Source organism: Kurthia sp. YJT4 (assembly GCF_030219945.1).
GTDB classification, from domain to species: Bacteria; Bacillota; Bacilli; order Bacillales_A; family Planococcaceae; genus Kurthia; species Kurthia gibsonii.
In genome coordinates, this window is sequence record NZ_CP126689.1 from 2,945,001 (window position 1) to 2,957,998 (window position 12,998).

At 39.9% G+C, this 12,998-nt stretch carries 16 protein-coding genes and 1 rRNA gene (1 of these 17 only partly in view); 1 reads left to right on the plus strand and 16 read right to left on the minus strand.

The annotated features are described in order from the left end of the window. Positions 1-1,425: ribosomal RNA gene (locus tag QN089_RS14710) — 16S ribosomal RNA — on the minus strand; it reaches 123 nt to the left of the window's first position. Between the two features lie 515 nt (positions 1,426-1,940). Next, positions 1,941-3,014 carry a P-loop NTPase gene (locus QN089_RS14715; protein ID WP_156422313.1) on the minus strand — a complete coding sequence of 358 codons (1,074 nt, stop codon included), beginning with the start codon at positions 3,012-3,014 and terminating at the stop codon, positions 1,941-1,943. Positions 3,015-3,310: 296 nt separating this feature from the next. Here QN089_RS14715 and QN089_RS14720 point away from each other — a divergent pair, with 296 nt between their 5' ends. Next, positions 3,311-3,586 carry a nucleoside deaminase gene (locus QN089_RS14720; protein ID WP_285215618.1) on the plus strand — a complete coding sequence of 92 codons (276 nt, stop codon included), beginning with the start codon at positions 3,311-3,313 and terminating at the stop codon, positions 3,584-3,586. A 183-nt stretch (positions 3,587-3,769) separates the two neighbouring features. On the opposite strand, the gene QN089_RS14725 is transcribed toward QN089_RS14720, so the two are convergent. The 14 genes from QN089_RS14725 to QN089_RS14790 form a co-directional block, all read right to left on the minus strand. Beyond that, complete coding sequence (locus QN089_RS14725; protein WP_285215619.1) at positions 3,770-4,300, minus strand: GNAT family N-acetyltransferase; 531 nt, start codon at positions 4,298-4,300, stop codon at positions 3,770-3,772. A gap of 105 nt (positions 4,301-4,405) precedes the next feature. Then, a complete protein-coding gene (rpsI, locus tag QN089_RS14730; protein ID WP_068450183.1) occupies positions 4,406-4,798 on the minus strand; it encodes a 30S ribosomal protein S9 in 393 nt (130 codons plus the stop codon). A gap of 21 nt (positions 4,799-4,819) precedes the next feature. Further along, entirely contained in the window at positions 4,820-5,257 is a 438-nt protein-coding gene (gene rplM / locus QN089_RS14735) for a 50S ribosomal protein L13 (protein WP_068450181.1), read from the minus strand. A 175-nt stretch (positions 5,258-5,432) separates the two neighbouring features. Next, positions 5,433-6,185: a tRNA pseudouridine(38-40) synthase TruA gene (truA, locus tag QN089_RS14740; protein ID WP_285215620.1), complete on the minus strand. Its 753-nt coding sequence runs from the start codon at positions 6,183-6,185 to the stop codon at positions 5,433-5,435. A gap of 15 nt (positions 6,186-6,200) precedes the next feature. Then, positions 6,201-7,004 (minus strand): energy-coupling factor transporter transmembrane component T family protein, encoded by an 804-nt coding sequence (locus QN089_RS14745; RefSeq protein ID WP_068450177.1) that lies wholly within the window; start codon positions 7,002-7,004, stop codon positions 6,201-6,203. Next, positions 7,001-7,873, minus strand: a complete 873-nt coding sequence (locus QN089_RS14750) for an energy-coupling factor ABC transporter ATP-binding protein (RefSeq protein ID WP_121176048.1) — start codon at positions 7,871-7,873, stop codon at positions 7,001-7,003. The genes QN089_RS14745 and QN089_RS14750 overlap by 4 nt, the downstream gene beginning before the upstream one ends. Then, positions 7,849-8,694, minus strand: coding sequence for an energy-coupling factor ABC transporter ATP-binding protein (locus QN089_RS14755; RefSeq protein WP_068450173.1), 846 nt, complete (start codon positions 8,692-8,694; stop codon positions 7,849-7,851). Before QN089_RS14755 ends, QN089_RS14750 begins: the two co-directional genes overlap by 25 nt. A gap of 476 nt (positions 8,695-9,170) precedes the next feature. After that, entirely contained in the window at positions 9,171-9,551 is a 381-nt protein-coding gene (rplQ, locus tag QN089_RS14760) for a 50S ribosomal protein L17 (RefSeq protein ID WP_068450171.1), read from the minus strand. 56 nt (positions 9,552-9,607) lie between these two features. After that, positions 9,608-10,552: a DNA-directed RNA polymerase subunit alpha gene (locus QN089_RS14765; protein ID WP_068450169.1), complete on the minus strand. Its 945-nt coding sequence runs from the start codon at positions 10,550-10,552 to the stop codon at positions 9,608-9,610. 125 nt (positions 10,553-10,677) lie between these two features. Beyond that, positions 10,678-11,067 carry a 30S ribosomal protein S11 gene (rpsK, locus tag QN089_RS14770; RefSeq protein ID WP_068450167.1) on the minus strand — a complete coding sequence of 130 codons (390 nt, stop codon included), beginning with the start codon at positions 11,065-11,067 and terminating at the stop codon, positions 10,678-10,680. 26 nt (positions 11,068-11,093) lie between these two features. Beyond that, complete coding sequence (rpsM, locus tag QN089_RS14775) at positions 11,094-11,459, minus strand: 30S ribosomal protein S13 (protein ID WP_068450165.1); 366 nt, start codon at positions 11,457-11,459, stop codon at positions 11,094-11,096. Positions 11,460-11,483: 24 nt separating this feature from the next. Continuing rightward, the gene (gene rpmJ / locus QN089_RS14780) at positions 11,484-11,597 is read right to left on the minus strand and encodes a 50S ribosomal protein L36 (RefSeq protein WP_000868344.1); all 114 of its coding nucleotides are present in this window, start codon (positions 11,595-11,597) and stop codon (positions 11,484-11,486) included. Between the two features lie 38 nt (positions 11,598-11,635). After that, positions 11,636-11,854: a translation initiation factor IF-1 gene (gene infA / locus QN089_RS14785; protein WP_038179110.1), complete on the minus strand. Its 219-nt coding sequence runs from the start codon at positions 11,852-11,854 to the stop codon at positions 11,636-11,638. Between the two features lie 456 nt (positions 11,855-12,310). After that, on the minus strand, positions 12,311-12,964 hold the full coding sequence (locus QN089_RS14790) for an adenylate kinase (protein ID WP_068450164.1): 654 nt from the start codon (positions 12,962-12,964) through the stop codon (positions 12,311-12,313). Between the last annotated feature and the right edge of the window lie 34 nt (positions 12,965-12,998).

Below are 12,998 nucleotides of genomic sequence, written 5' to 3' on the forward strand. Positions count from 1 at the left end.
CTCTCGTGGTGTGACGGGCGGTGTGTACAAGGCCCGGGAACGTATTCACCGCGGCATGCTGATCCGCGATTACTAGCGATTCCGGCTTCATGCAGGCGAGTTGCAGCCTACAATCCGAACTGAGAACGATTTTATGAGATTAGCTTACCCTCGCGAGTTTGCGACTCTTTGTATCGTCCATTGTAGCACGTGTGTAGCCCAGGTCATAAGGGGCATGATGATTTGACGTCATCCCCACCTTCCTCCGGTTTGTCACCGGCAGTCTCCTTAGAGTGCCCAACTAAATGATGGCAACTAAGAATAAGGGTTGCGCTCGTTGCGGGACTTAACCCAACATCTCACGACACGAGCTGACGACAACCATGCACCACCTGTCACCAATGTCCCCGAAGGGAAAATCCTATCTCTAGAACGGTCATTGGGATGTCAAGACCTGGTAAGGTTCTTCGCGTTGCTTCGAATTAAACCACATGCTCCACCGCTTGTGCGGGCCCCCGTCAATTCCTTTGAGTTTCAACCTTGCGGTCGTACTCCCCAGGCGGAGTGCTTAATGCGTTAGCTGCAGCACTAAGGGGCGGAAACCCCCTAACACTTAGCACTCATCGTTTACGGCGTGGACTACCAGGGTATCTAATCCTGTTTGCTCCCCACGCTTTCGCGCCTCAGTGTCAGTTACAGACCAGACAGTCGCCTTCGCCACTGGTGTTCCTCCAAATCTCTACGCATTTCACCGCTACACTTGGAATTCCACTATCCTCTTCTGCACTCAAGTTCCCCAGTTTCCAATGACCCTCCACGGTTGAGCCGTGGGCTTTCACATCAGACTTAAGAAACCACCTGCGCGCGCTTTACGCCCAATAAATCCGGACAACGCTTGCCACCTACGTATTACCGCGGCTGCTGGCACGTAGTTAGCCGTGGCTTTCTAATAAGGTACCGTCAAGGTACGTTCATTTCCTAACGTACTTGTTCTTCCCTTACAACAGAGTTTTACGATCCGAAAACCTTCATCACTCACGCGGCGTTGCTCCATCAGACTTTCGTCCATTGTGGAAGATTCCCTACTGCTGCCTCCCGTAGGAGTTTGGGCCGTGTCTCAGTCCCAATGTGGCCGATCACCCTCTCAGGTCGGCTATGCATCGTTGCCTTGGTAGGCCGTTACCCCACCAACTAGCTAATGCACCGCGGGCCCATCCTACAGTGACGCCGAAGCGCCTTTCAACTTCAAAACATGTGATTCGAAGGATTATCCGGTATTAGCCCAGGTTTCCCTGAGTTATCCCGATCTGTAGGGCAGGTTGCCCACGTGTTACTCACCCGTCCGCCGCTAAATCAGAGAAGCAAGCTTCTCGTCATTCGCTCGACTTGCATGTATTAGGCACGCCGCCAGCGTTCGTCCTGAGCCAGGATCAAACTCTCCATAAAAGTAGTTTGAAAGCTCATTTGCTTTGCTAGCGTTATCTTTTTTGATAACAATTGCTTATTCACTTAATGTGATAAGACTTGTTTGTGATTATCTTCTTGCTTGTTTAGTTTTCAAGGTTCATGTTGTTTCGTTGTTTTCTTGTGACAACTTAAAATATCTTACCACATCTTCATTCAAGTTGTCAACAACTTTTTAAAAATGTTTTTTAGTTATTTAAAGCGTCTTTGTTAGCGACTCTTAATATTATAAATGTTTGTTATTTATAAGTCAACAACTTTTTTAAAGAAAGTTTTTCACAAGTTAAAGTGACTTGTTCGAACTGACTTTTACTACTATACGCGCAATTATTATGTAAGTCAATGCTTTTACGAAAAAAAGTTGAACAAAGGAAAAGAAATAGCATGAGAGAAAAGAAATAAGTGTTCTTTCTACTACGATAAAGAGTTTTATTATAAAGAAAAAATCGCGCCAAAGCGCGATTTCTAAATATCTATACACATCTATTCAAGCAATTTTACTGCTCTTGATCTAACTTATCTAAAGCATCAATTACTTTTTGAGCCATCTCTAAATATAATTGTCCTGTAGAATGATTCTTTGCATAAACTGAAGGAGCAAAGTCTTCTTCAAGGATATCTGGTTGGCCTAGTGGAATTTGCGCAAGTAACTCTGTACGTAATTCCTCTGCTAATTTAGGACCGCCGCCTTTACCGAATACATATTCCTTCTCACCCGATACATCTGATTGGAACCATGACATGTTTTCGACTACACCTAAAATGTGGTGTTCTGTTTTAATTGCCATTGCACCAGCACGAGCTGCTACAAATGCTGCTGTTGGATGTGGTGTTGTTACAACGATTTCATATGACTCTGGTAACATTTGGTGAATATCTAAAGCAACGTCGCCTGTGCCTGGAGGTAAATCTAATAGTAGATAATCTAATTCGCCCCACTCTACATCGCGGAAGAATTGATCTAATACTTTACCTAACATTGGTCCACGCCATACAACTGGTGCATTGTTTTCAACAAAGAATCCCATTGAAATCATTTTTACACCAAAGCGCTCTACTGGATAAATGCGATCTTCTTTAATGACAGGCATCGTTTGAACACCCATCATATCTGGAACACTAAATCCATAAATATCTGCATCAATTAAACCAACTTTTTTACCTTGGCGTGCTAGTGCTACTGCTAAGTTAACCGATACAGTTGATTTACCAACGCCACCTTTACCAGATGCGATTGAGATAAATTTTGTTTTATTTAATGGTGAAAGCATACCTTGCGCTTCTGCTGCAGTTGCTTGTCCACGGAATTTTTCTAAAACGGATGCGTCTAACTCAGTGAAACGAATACCTACTGACTTTGCACCTGCTCCTTTTAAAACGTTTACAATTTCCATTTGAAGATTAAGTTGTTCAGGTGTACCTGTCTTTGCTACAGCAATTTTAACACTCACATGTTCTTTTTCTTCTTTGATTGTTACTTCAACAATGCCATCTGTTTCAGCTAATGTTTTATGTAGAAAAGGATCATGTAAAGCACCTACTAATTCACGAACTTGTTGTTCATTGATCACGTCTAACACTCCTTATTTATATAAATCAATATCAATTGTTAGTATAACATATTCATTTATAAAACTATTTATATTTTGCCCACATATTACTACATTACATTTATGTAAAAAAATAGGTCAAAAAACCTCTTTCATTCGAAGTTGTTTTATATTTAATGTAGAAAAGAATCGTCGTCGCTATTCTGCTCGCATGGAAACCATTTGAGATGATATTACGAACTATTGAGAAAAATATTGCAAAACCATTCCAACCAAAAGATACATTAGTGAGTAAAAAACAATTTAGGAGAATTTAAATGGAACAAGATATTCTATTTTTACGAAAAGCCATTGAACTAGCCAAACAGGAAAAACAAGAAAAGGACGAACCATTCGGCGCACTACTCGTAAAGAATAGCGTAATCGTCGCTACAGGACAAAATTACGTAAAACGAAATCAGAACCCCATCGCACACGCTGAACTTGAAGCAATTTATACCTATTGCGCACAATCTGGAATGACAGATTTACAAGATTACACACTTTATAGTAGTTGTGAACCTTGTCCGATGTGTATGAGTGCGGCTATCTAGGCAAATGTTGGACGCATTGTTTACAGTGTTCCAGCAAAACAAGCAGCTGAAAAAATCGGCTCAATGTTTCAATTAAGTAGTGAAGATCTTGCTACACATAGTACCAACAAACCAAAATTAATTGGGCCATTACTTCAAGATGAAGGTATTCGAGTATTTGAATAAACGAAAAAAGAGCAGTTGCTACTCTAAAGCTCTGCTCTTTTTATATTCATCTGCTAAAATCGCATAATAAAATTCATCCCACCAACCATCAGCAGTTGGAATACACTGTTTAAATAATCCTTCTTTTCGCATACCAATCTTCTCCATAATTCGCCATGATGCGATATTTTCCGGCTGACATGTTGCGACAATCCGATGTAACCCTAATTCAGTGAACCCATAGTTGATCATTGCCGCAGCTGCTTCAGAAGCATATCCCTTACCTGTATAACAAGGATTCATTACCCATCCAATTTCATATGTATGCGTTCCAAAGTAAGGCTCAAAAAATAGATGACCCATTAATTGATTCGATGACTTCTCGATGATTGGAAAATATCGTGCCTTCTCTCCCTTATTTTCTAAAATAAAACGTTTCACATCCTCTTTTGAAAAAACACCTTCTGGTATATAGTGCATCACATCTGCTTGGGATGTATAAGCATATACTGCTTCACAGTCTTCTTCTGTAAACAAACGAAGGATTACTCTCTCTATTTGAATGTACATCTATATTTCCCCCTTTCTCTCACAATACAAATCTCTGTAAAAAAATACAAACAAAAAAGCCACTCCACAAAAGTGAAGTGACTTTTTGAATCGTAAATCGAATGATTAACGTTTTGAGAACTGAGGTGCACGACGAGCGCCGCGTAAACCTGGTTTTTTACGTTCTTTCATACGAGGGTCACGAGTAAGTAATCCTGCTGATTTAAGAGCTGGACGGAAATCAGGGTCAACAGTTAGTAACGCACGAGCGATACCGTGGCGAATAGCGCCAGCTTGACCTGTGAATCCACCACCGTTCACGTTAACGTGAACATCATAGCTACCTAGAGTTTCTGTAGCTACTAATGGTTGTTTAATAACTTCGCGTAAAGATGCGAATGGGACGTAGTTTTCAACGTCGCGGTTGTTGATAACGATTTTACCTTCGCCTGGTACTAAACGTACGCGGGCAGTAGAGCTTTTACGACGACCTGTGCCGATATATTGAACTTGTGCCAAGGGAATATCCTCCTCTATTAATTATCCGCGAAGCTCGTAAGCTTCTGGTTTTTGTGCTGCATGTGGGTGTTCTGCACCTGTGTAAACGTGAAGTTTACCGAACATTTGACGACCTAAAGAGTTTTTAGGAAGCATGCCTTTTACTGCTAGTTCCAACATTTGAGTTGGGTATTTTTCTTTCATTTCGCCAGCAGTACGAGTTTTTAAACCACCTGCAAATTGCGTGTGACGGTAGTAAATTTTACCTTGTAATTTATTACCTGTTAACTCGATTTTTTCAGCGTTGATGATGATTACATGATCACCTGTATCAACGTTTGGTGTGAATGTTGGTTTGTTTTTACCACGTAAAATAGCAGCTACTTCTGAAGCTAAGCGACCAAGAGTTTGGCCTTCAGCATCTACAACTAACCATTTACGTTCTACTTCGTGACCTTTAGCCATGAATGTTGTACGCATTTTAGTATCCTCCTACTAACTAATTGTTCTATAGTTCTGTTCCAATTGTTTTCTTTATCCTCAAAAGCTAAGATTCGGGGCTTATCTTGTGGGGTAATGAAAATACCATACGTTATCTTATAATAAAAAACAATGAAAGTCAAGTGCTTTAAGTAAAACACCAGGTGATGTTGTTTCACTGTGGATAATGAACTTTTTCAAGGTATAAACCCTGTGCTGGCGCGGTTTTACCGGCTTTCGAACGGTCCATCGAAGCAATGGTGGCAGATAATGTATTCACATCTCTTTTACCAATACCTACTTCCCATAATGTACCCGCAATAATGCGCACCATGTTATATAAAAAGCCATTCCCCTCAATGGTCATATGCAATTCCTCATCATGCCATTCAAAGTTAATTGCATGCACTGTACGTACTTTATCTTTTACTCCTGTATTTGCTGCACAAAAACAAGAAAAGTCATGTGTACCCAAAATATACTGTGCCGCTTCTTTCATTAAAGTCACATCTGGTTTCACCCCATTGGTGGGTGTTGCATAAAAACGTCGAAATGGATTTTGAATCTTTTCACAAGACCAAATATAGCGATAACGTTTTCCACTCACACCATAGCGCGCGTGAAAATCATCTGCTACTCCCTCTATTTCTAACACACGAATATCTCGTGGTAATTGAACGTTTAATGCGTGTGCATAACGATCAAGGGGAATGGATAAAGTCGTATCAAAGTGTAGTACTTGACCAGTTGCATGTACACGAGCATCTGTACGACCACTCGCTACTACATGCACGATTTCATCACTCTTATGCATCGCTGTCAGTACTTTCTCAATTTCTTCTTGGACTGTTCGCTGTTGAGGCTGAACCTGATATCCTGCGAAATTTGTACCGTCATATGCAATTGTAGCTTTCATTCTTCTTTTCATCGTTATGCAAGTCTCCTAATAATAAATTCTTAAATAAATTAAAATGGCTGCTAATACTACAAATACAACCATTGCAATTGTATCACGCCCCGTCCATTTCAACTGACGATAACGCGTTCTTCCTTCACCACCACGATAGCCTCTTACCTCCATCGCTGTAGCTAAGTCCTCTGCTCGTTTAAATGCACTAACGAACAATGGAATCAATAATGGTACAACTGCTTTAATACGCTCTTTAATCGGCCCTGACGTTACATCTGAACCTCGTGCCATCTGTGCTTTCATAATTTTATCTGTTTCATCCATTAATGTTGGAATAAAACGTAGCGCAATCGACATCATCAATGCTAATTCATGCACAGGTACTTTAATTTTCTTTAATGGATTCAGCAATGTCTCTAAACCATCTGTAATCGAAATAGGCGATGTTGTTAAAGTTAAGATGGATGTAACAAATACTAAAACTAAGAATCGAATCGAAATAAAAATCCCTTGTTTCAATCCTTCTTCATAAATCTTCACAAAACCAATCTCAACTAATAAATCGCCACCTTTTGTAAAGAATACATGGAGTAAAAAGGTGAAAATCATCAAAATTAAGACCGGCTTCAACCCATTAATTAAAAAGTACAAACGAATACGTGATACAAAGACAATAAAGAAAGTAAATACAACAAGTGCAATATAAGCTGGAATGTTATTTGCCACGAATACAACAAAGATGAAAGCAAAAACAAAAATCAATTTTGCACGCGGGTCCATCTTATGTACAAATGAATCCCCTGGAATAAATCGTCCGAAAATCATTTTTTCCATCATGATTGATCACGCTCCTCACGTACAAGCTGACCAATCTCTTTTGCTAATTCTTCTTCAGTTAGACATAGCGTATTCAACTTTCGCCCAATTTTCGCCTCTAATTGCTTTTGGAATTGAATAATGTGTGGCACTTCCAAACGATAAGCAGCGAGCTTCTCTGCATCGCTAAATACTTCTCTCGGTGTACCATGTAATACGCTCTCCCCGTCATACATAATTGTAATCGCATCTGCATAACGTGCTGCATCTTCCATGCTATGTGTCACAAGAATCATCGTTAGATTCTTCTCATGGTGTAGACGATTGAATAACTCCATAATTTCTTGGCGACCACGAGGATCAAGTCCTGCTGTTGGCTCATCCAACACAATAACTTCTGGGTCCATCGCTAACACACCTGCAATCGCAACACGACGCATTTGACCACCCGACAAATCAAATGGTGACTTTTCTAATATCGCTGGTGGCAAGCCGACTACTTCAATTAATTGACGTGCGCGCTGTTCTGCTTCTTGCTCTGGAACACCGAAGTTCATCGGACCAAAACAAATATCTTTCAAAACCGTTTCTTCAAACAGTTGATGTTCAGGAAATTGAAACACGATCCCTACTTTTTGACGTACAGCACGTAAATCTTTTTCTTTCTTACCTGCCACAATCGTCTTTTCACCAATTTGAATTTGCCCTTCAGTTGGTTTTAAAAGCGCATTTAAATGTTGTAGAACCGTTGATTTACCCGATCCTGTATGACCAATAATCGCGTGGAAAGTGCCATTTTCAATCGCAATATTCACATCATGTAATGCTCGCTTTTCAAAAGGCGTATTTTGAGCGTATGAAAAACCTACTTCTTGAAGTTTGATATCCATAGATCTTCCACCAACTCTCTCTCCGACATATGTGTTCCTTCTAACGAAACACCTTCCTGCATTAATAGATGAGCCATCTTCATTGAGAATGGTAAATCTAATCCCAATGCGATCAACTGCTCACCCAATGCAAAAATCTCTGAAGGTTTTCCTTCTGCAAACTTCTCACCTTGATTCATGAATAAAAGACGGTCTGCTAAAATCGCTTCTTCTAAATCATGTGTAATTGATAAAACCGTCAAACCGGTTTCTTCTCTTAATGTACGAACTGTATCTAAAACTTCTTGTCGCCCTTGTGGATCTAACATCGAAGTCGCTTCATCTAAAATTAATAATTTCGGTCTTAATGCTAACGCACCCGCAATCGCGACACGCTGCTTTTGACCACCAGATAAATGTTGTGGTTCATGATTCATGAAACCCGACATTTTTACTTGCTCTAACGCTTGCTCAACTCGACTCACCATATCTTCATATGGCACCCCATTATTTTCTAACGCAAAAGCAACATCATCTTGTACAGTTGCTCCAACAAATTGATTATCTGGATTTTGAAAAACCATGCCCAGTTGTGAACGAATCGACCATAGATTTTCTTCGTTCATTGGCATACCAAAAATTTCTACTGTTCCTTCTTGCGGAAACAATAAACCATTCATGATTTTGGCAATCGTCGATTTACCCGACCCATTATGACCAACAATGGCAATCCATTCGCCTTGTTCTACAGAAAATGAAACATCTTCTACAGCATTTTTCACTTCTGGCTGCTCCAGATCATATGTGAATGTTATGTTTTGTAAAGATAAAATCTCCGTCATATGACCATCTCCTCGTGCTAGTTTACTAAGCTCTGCTCATCTCTTTACGTTACACTGTTTTCTCTTTAAATGCTAGACAGAATTTTCTATGTATAAATAAACGAGGCTACCTAAAAGCCTCCGTAAGACGTCCTTCTCGAACTGTTAAGATGAAAAAACTTATGTTATAAGATTTTTGTCATTCAACTCAAAAAAACGTGCAACTTGGAAGTTTTTAAATAGCCTCGTGCATTAATGCAATAAAAAAGCGCGCACCCCATTCAAGAGAAATGCGCAATAATCGAATATTCTCACCTTCTAAGGTTGCTCAGACCTTAGAGTGAATGGGGTGCGTAGAGCTAAACGAGACAGCACTTATGTCCGCTCATCATAACGCTCGGCTTTTAAATTTGTCGTATAAATCTTGTTTTTATAAAAAAGAGGGTGCAAAGTTCATTTGCGTGAACAAGTACACCCTCCATCGCATTTCGCAATGATTAAACTAGTTCAATCACAACTACAGGCGCACCGTCACCACGGCGAGGTCCCATTTTCATAATGCGAGTATAACCGCCTTGACGGTCAGCGTAGCGTGGTGCTACATCATCAAACAATTTTTGTAATGCAAAAACTGTTGATTCATTACCTTCAGCGTCAGTGATTGTAGCCACTTCACGACGAATGTATGCTGCCGCTTGACGACGAGCATGTAAATCACCGCGTTTACCTAAAGTAATCATTTTTTCTACAACCGAGCGTAATTCTTTCGCACGCGTTTCAGTTGTTTGAATACGTTCGTTAATGATTAAGTCAGTTGCTAAATCACGTAACATCGCTTTACGTTGAGAACTTGTACGTCCAAGTTTTCTGTAACCCATGGATGTTTCCCTCCTTCGTTCAATTACTGATCATACATTTTTTTATATAAAATCGCTTAGTCTTCTTCTCGTAATCCTAAACCAAGCTCTTCTAACTTAGCTTTTACTTCTTCAAGTGATTTACGACCTAAGTTGCGAACTTTCATCATATCATCCTCAGACTTGTTAGCAAGTTCAAGAACAGTATTGATACCAGCACGTTTTAGGCAGTTGTAAGAACGAACAGAAAGATCAAGCTCTTCGATAGTCATCTCTAATACTTTTTCTTTTTGATCTTCTTCTTTTTCAACCATGATTTCAGCTGTTTTAGCTTCATCAGTTAAACCAACGAAGATATTTAGATGCTCGGTTAAAATTTTTGCTCCGAGCGAAATCGCCTCTTTAGGACCGATGCTGCCATCTGTCCACACATCTAGTGAAAGTTTGTCGAAATCAGACGATTGTCCAACACGAGTATTCTCCACAGTGAAGTTGACGCGTGAAACTGGAGTGTAAATAGAGTCGATCGGGATAACGCCGATAGGAAGATCCTCGCGTTTGTTTTGATCAGCTGGAGTGTATCCACGTCCACGTTGTGCGTGCATACGCATGCGCAAATGACCGTTTTTAGCAACAGTTGCGATATATAGATCTGGGTTTAACACTTCCACATCACTGTCATGCATGATGTCAGCAGCTGTGATAACACCTTCGCCTGCAAAATCAATTTCAATAACTTTTTCTTCGTCAGAGTAAATTTTTAATGCAAGTTTCTTTAAATTCAAAATGATTGAAGCAACATCTTCAACTACACCCTCAATAGTAGAGAACTCGTGAAGTACGCCGTCAATTTGAATAGAAGTTACAGCAGCGCCTGGTAAAGAAGACAGCAGAATGCGACGTAGTGAATTACCCAAAGTAGTACCATAACCACGTTCAAGTGGCTCTACAACAAATTTGCCATATTTAAGGTCATTACTGATCTCAACGGTTTCAATCTTTGGTTTTTCAATTTCGATCATTCAATTTACCCTCCTTAAAAACATCGAATATATATCTATTTCAACATAAAATCAAATGTCAATCAATCTTTACGATATTAAATATATGTGTACATTAAATCTAGTCGACAAGACAAGAAACTTAATTATACGCGACGACGTTTTGGTGGGCGGCAACCATTATGAGGAACTGGAGTTACGTCTTTAATAGCTGTAACTTCTAAACCTGCAGCTTGAAGTGCACGAATAGCAGCTTCACGACCTGCACCAGGACCTTTAACAGTTACTTCTAATGTTTTTAAACCGTGTTCCATTGCAGTTTTAGCAGCAGTTTCAGCAGCCATTTGAGAAGCGAATGGAGTAGATTTACGTGATCCACGGAAACCTAATGCACCAGCAGAAGACCAAGAAATAGCGTTACCTTGTACATCTGTGATGGTTACGATTGTATTATTAAATGTAGAACGGATGTGAGCGATACCAGATTCGATATTCTTTTTCACACGACGTTTACGTGATTGTTGTTTACGTACCATGTTAAGAAGAAACCTCCTTTACTTAATTATTTTTTCTTGTTCGCAACAGTTTTACGAGGACCTTTACGCGTACGCGCATTGTTCTTCGTATTTTGTCCACGAACTGGTAAACCACGACGGTGACGGATACCGCGGAATGAAGCGATCTCCATTAGACGTTTGATGTTAAGTGAGATTTCGCGACGTAAGTCACCCTCTACTTTATACTTGTCTAATTGTTCACGGATTTGGTTTAATTGATCTTCAGTTAGATCTTTTACACGAGTATCTTCTGAAACACCTGCGTCTGCAAGAACTTGTTTAGCAGTTGTGTTACCGATACCGTAAATGTATGTTAATGAAATTACAACGCGTTTTTCGCGTGGAATGTCAACACCAGCAATACGTGCCATGTACGATGTGCACCTCCTTTAGAATTATCCTTGTTTTTGTTTGTGTTTAGGATTTTCACAGATTACCATTACTTTACCGCGTCGACGAATAACTTTACATTTTTCGCAGATCGGTTTTACTGATGGTCTTACTTTCATCTTAACCTAACCTCCTTAGTGGTCCGGAGTGCAAAAGATTATTTAAAACGGTATGTGATACGACCGCGTGTTAAGTCATACGGAGATAATTCAATTGTAACTTTATCTCCAGGTAAAATACGGATAAAGTGCATACGGATTTTGCCAGATACATGAGCTAGCACTGTATGACCATTTTCTAATTCTACCTTAAACATCGCGTTTGGCAAAGTTTCAACAACTGTACCTTCGATTTCAATTACATCGTCTTTCGCCATCGAGCCTGTCTCCCTTCTATATGCAATTCAGGTTCTCATCGTCAAATTCAAACGGAATTTGCTGCAAGCTTCATCTTAAACAAGATAATTCGCATCAACAATGGTTTGGTTTATGAGGATGTTCGAAAGACGTTCATCAGGTTTCGCATCTCATAATCCCAGGATAATATGTCCCCGGAGAACCTTGTATCCCTTCATGTCAACACGATCACCCGGAATGTCCTAGATGAGATCCTGCATACCTGTTAAAAACAGATACTTTTCACGAAACCCATTATACCCTGTTCGAATACTGATTGCATCTAGGAAAAAGGGTATCCTTTAAACGAAACAATCCATTCTTCAGTGCATAGACCGGGCACAATATGCTTTTGCAGCTCTCGAAAATTAACTTTCCGTTGTGCCACCGCATACTACCTTGCCTCAGCAAAATCAATGCGCCCGAGACACGGGTTATTAGTTGCGGCTGCTCTGTAAAAGAGCGTCTACATCAGCAAACACTTTACCGATTTCTTGATCGCCATTAATGTTTGTTAAAACATTTTTAGCAGCGTAGAAATCTAATAATGGTTGTGATTGCTTAATATTTACTTCCAGACGGTTATTAACTGTCTCTGGATTATCGTCTGCTCTTTGATAAAGTTCTCCTCCATCTTTATCACATTTTCCTTCCTCTTTTGGAGGGTTGAAAATTAAATGATAAGATGAACCACATACTTTACAGATACGACGACCTGTTAAACGTTTAACCAGATCTTCTTTAGCTACTTCAATATTTACCACATGTTCAATTGATTTACCTAAATCAGCTAGAATTGCATCTAGTGCTTCAGCTTGCTCAATTGTACGTGGGAAACCATCAAGTAGGAATCCTTGGTTACAATCAGGTTGGCTTAAGCGCTCGCGAACGATACCAATCGTTACTTCATCCGGAACTAAAGAACCGTTATCCATAAACGATTTCGCTTGTAAGCCTAATTCCGTACCGTTACTAATAGCTGCACGGAACATATCGCCTGTAGAAATATGAGGGATATCGTACTTCTCAACAATTTTGTCTGCTTGAGTACCTTTACCAGCACCAGGCAAACCCATTAAAACGATATTCATACGGTGAGCCCCCTCTTTCAATTATGATGGTTCA

Bases quoted from the DNA above. Each gene is read 5' to 3' on its own strand.
- QN089_RS14790 (WP_068450164.1), bottom strand. From the start codon at position 12,964: ATGAATATCGTTTTAATGGGTTTGCCTGGTGCTGGTAAAGGTACTCAA.
- rpsK (WP_068450167.1), bottom strand. From the start codon at position 11,067: ATGGTACGTAAACAACAATCACGTAAACGTCGTGTGAAAAAGAATATC.
- QN089_RS14745 (WP_068450177.1), bottom strand. From the start codon at position 7,004: ATGATGGAAAAAATGATTTTCGGACGATTTATTCCAGGGGATTCATTT.
- QN089_RS14720 (WP_285215618.1), top strand. From the start codon at position 3,311: ATGGAACAAGATATTCTATTTTTACGAAAAGCCATTGAACTAGCCAAA.
- rplM (WP_068450181.1), bottom strand. From the start codon at position 5,257: ATGCGTACAACATTCATGGCTAAAGGTCACGAAGTAGAACGTAAATGG.
- QN089_RS14750 (WP_121176048.1), bottom strand. From the start codon at position 7,873: ATGGATATCAAACTTCAAGAAGTAGGTTTTTCATACGCTCAAAATACG.
- rpsM (WP_068450165.1), bottom strand. From the start codon at position 11,459: ATGGCACGTATTGCTGGTGTTGACATTCCACGCGAAAAACGCGTTGTA.
- infA (WP_038179110.1), bottom strand. From the start codon at position 11,854: ATGGCGAAAGACGATGTAATTGAAATCGAAGGTACAGTTGTTGAAACT.
- rpmJ (WP_000868344.1), bottom strand. From the start codon at position 11,597: ATGAAAGTAAGACCATCAGTAAAACCGATCTGCGAAAAATGTAAAGTT.
- QN089_RS14755 (WP_068450173.1), bottom strand. From the start codon at position 8,694: ATGACGGAGATTTTATCTTTACAAAACATAACATTCACATATGATCTG.
- rplQ (WP_068450171.1), bottom strand. From the start codon at position 9,551: ATGGGTTACAGAAAACTTGGACGTACAAGTTCTCAACGTAAAGCGATG.
- QN089_RS14765 (WP_068450169.1), bottom strand. From the start codon at position 10,552: ATGATCGAAATTGAAAAACCAAAGATTGAAACCGTTGAGATCAGTAAT.
- truA (WP_285215620.1), bottom strand. From the start codon at position 6,185: ATGAAAAGAAGAATGAAAGCTACAATTGCATATGACGGTACAAATTTC.
- QN089_RS14725 (WP_285215619.1), bottom strand. From the start codon at position 4,300: ATGTACATTCAAATAGAGAGAGTAATCCTTCGTTTGTTTACAGAAGAA.